3 protein-coding genes are annotated in these 2,670 nt (G+C 55.4%); all 3 read right to left on the bottom strand.

Translation table 11 applies throughout. From position 1 onward, the window contains the following. On the bottom strand, positions 1-955 hold a 955-nt coding region (locus tag K0A93_13610; protein ID MBW6513126.1), incomplete at its 3' end, for a beta-ketoacyl-[acyl-carrier-protein] synthase family protein. Between the two features lie 228 nt (positions 956-1,183). Next, on the bottom strand, positions 1,184-1,906 hold the full coding sequence (locus K0A93_13605; protein MBW6513125.1) for a FecR family protein: 723 nt from the start codon (positions 1,904-1,906) through the stop codon (positions 1,184-1,186). A gap of 132 nt (positions 1,907-2,038) precedes the next feature. Further along, positions 2,039-2,670 (bottom strand): dual specificity protein phosphatase family protein (locus K0A93_13600; protein MBW6513124.1); only part of this gene is annotated, 632 nt, incomplete at its 5' end.

The following is a 2,670-nucleotide window of genomic DNA, read 5'->3' as shown; positions in this document are numbered from 1 at the left end:
CGCCGAAGACGGAGTAGATATTCTGTGCCTCGGCGGCGTCCCCCGCCGGGGTGGAGGTGGCATGAGCACACAGATAATCGATATCGGTCGTCTGCAAGCGGGCATTTTTCAGCGCCATGCACATGGCGCGTTGCAGACCATCGAGGCTCGGCACCGACAGCTGATCACCGTCGGAGGAAAAGCCATACCCCTTCAGCTCCCCAAGAATCGTCGCGCCGCGTTCCTGCGCCAGATCATAACGTTCCAGCACCACCGCCGCCGCGCCGCCACTCGGTACCAGACCGTCACGCTGAGCATCGAAAGGGCGCGACGCCGCCGCCGGATTATCGACCCGCAACGAAAAGGCGCCAAGACCGTCAAAGCTGCACATCGATTCCCAGTTGATTTCCTGCGCTCCGCCGCAGATCACGCGATCCTGCCGCCCCAATGCAATTAAATCGGCAGCCTGACCAAGCGCGTGCCCGCCACTGGAGCAGGCGGAGCTGATCGACCAGCAGGCGCCCCGCGTTTTCAGCAGGGTATTGAGATTCATCGTCACGCACGAGGTCATCGAGCGGAAAATCTGGCCGCTGCCGATCGACTTGGTTGCGCCGGACACACGCAGGGCATCGACCTGCTCAATTGCCGCGATCGCGCTCGAATCACAGCCGAAAATCAGCCCGCTGCGATCATTGGCAATAGCGTCCTCGCCAAGCCCGGCGACCTTCAGTGCATCGCTCGCCGCCGCGTAAGCCTGTACCGCAAAAGCGGGCATACTCTTACGCGCCTTGCGCGACAGTTCCTGCTTTTCGTCGAAATCGACCTTGCCGGTCAAGGGGGAGCGAAACCCGAGTCTGGTCCGCTCTTCGTCAACGACAATACCGGAACGTCCTTCACGCAGTGCTGACGTGACGGTGACCAGATCACGACCGAGACAGGAGATGATACCGATTCCGGTGATGGCGACACGATGCATGAATAAAAACCTCTGTGTAAATTTCGCTTTAATGCCCGCGAGCAAAGCTGTTGTGGATGTCAGAACAGGATAACGACCATACAACAAATTGAATTTTCGTGTAACTGATTTTAGCAAAGGAGACGACTGTCCCCAAGGTCCGCACGGCGGGAGCATCGGCTGCCCTCCCCGCCCGGCAAACCGGTCTGCGGATTGGGACAGCTGTGCAGATAATCCAATCCTGATGATTCAAAACTGATCGAGCAATGCGAATTCTTCAGCGAGCCACGCTGGCAACGCGGCGTTCCAGACGTCATTACCAATCACCCTGATTGCGGAACCGGCTTCCAGGGTGAATTCGCTGACAACCTCGACATTTCCGGCCATCATCTGCTTTTGCGCGTCCTCGAACTGCACTTTCATTTTATCTTCGGCAGATTTGAATTCCTGGAACATCTGGTCTTCCATGGCTTTGAATTCGGCTTCCATCCTGTCGCTGTAACGTCTGAACTGCCCCTCCAGCGCGCCGATCGCCAAAGCCCCTTCCTGAAGGAAAATATCCACCTGGTTCGCATCGTTATTCACTGCGAAACGGGTCCCCTTGACGCCCATCGTCACCGTCGCCGAGGAAATTTCGAGCCCCTTCGCACTGCCGCGTTTTTTGATTTCGAAGAGGACACGCCCACGATCGACATTGGCTTGATCGAGCCCCTGAATCGTCAGCGAGCTGTTCTCCGTCAAGACCACCCGATTGCCATCAACAAAGAGCAGAAAGGCCTGTGAGTCCCGCTTGGTTTTGATCACATCTCCTGCAAACAAAGGAGCATCGGGGGATTCAATCGCGTCCCCCCGCACCGCACCATCCCGGTAGACGCTGACTTTTCCGGAGAGCTTAACCACTGCGCCAATCGGTTCGACAGCAAAGGCCGGAACGGCGAATAATAATCCACACAGCAACAGATAACGCACCATAACTTCCTCCTCATCAAGGATCGCAACACGTGGCGCAAATATAAGTGATCAGGGGCAGATTGTCCAGCGTGATAAAATGCGCAGTAACGGACGTTGCTGGAGGGGCATGCCAAACCAGAGGCGGCAGTTAAACTAAAAACCTGGCCTGTGGCGTTGGATCAGCCAAGCCCGGTTCAAGAGATACTCTTCCTGCTCACAGGTCTCGATCGCACCAGGATTGGCTTGTCTCACCATGCGGATAGCATCGTCAGGCTCAAGACCAAAATCGCACAGCAACCGCGCCGCGACCGTTCCTGTCCGTCCCAATCCTTCCTGACAGTGAATATGGATATTTCTCCCGGAACGGAGGATCGTCTCGATTTTATGGATTTGCGCTGTCCACTCCCGTTCAAACCATGCATCCGGTGCCAGACATGGAAATATCGGAAGGTGCAACCATTCGATTTGGTGTTTGGCGCAAAGGCGTTTAATGGCGGTGATTCCAAGTCTCTTTATCTCATCATCGTCAAGCAGGGTCACAACAACAGAAGCACCCCACGCTGCAATGGTCTGAAGATCGCGGGGGAGATTTCTTTTCCACGTATAACCGGTCACCAGCGATGGCCCCTTACGGCCAGGGCAAGAGCTCATACCAATACGACCTGATATTTTGGGAATGGATACCGACATAATCGGTAAAGGAATTTTCGGTGACAAGGTGATCATTTGTCTTTTCACCCGTTGTATGATCAGTGGTTGCCAAGTCATGGAGAGAAACGATACCG

This window comes from Desulfuromonadaceae bacterium (assembly GCA_019429445.1).
In the GTDB taxonomy this organism is placed as follows: domain Bacteria; phylum Desulfobacterota; class Desulfuromonadia; order Desulfuromonadales; family JAHYIW01; genus JAHYIW01.
The sequence above is the reverse complement of the archived record's forward strand: the minus strand, read 5'-3'. Positions and strand labels throughout refer to the sequence as shown.

What these genes read in the sequence shown, in the direction of transcription:
- K0A93_13605 (MBW6513125.1), bottom strand. Translation starts at nt 1,906, where the DNA reads ATGGTGCGTTATCTGTTGCTGTGTGGATTATTATTCGCCGTTCCGGCC.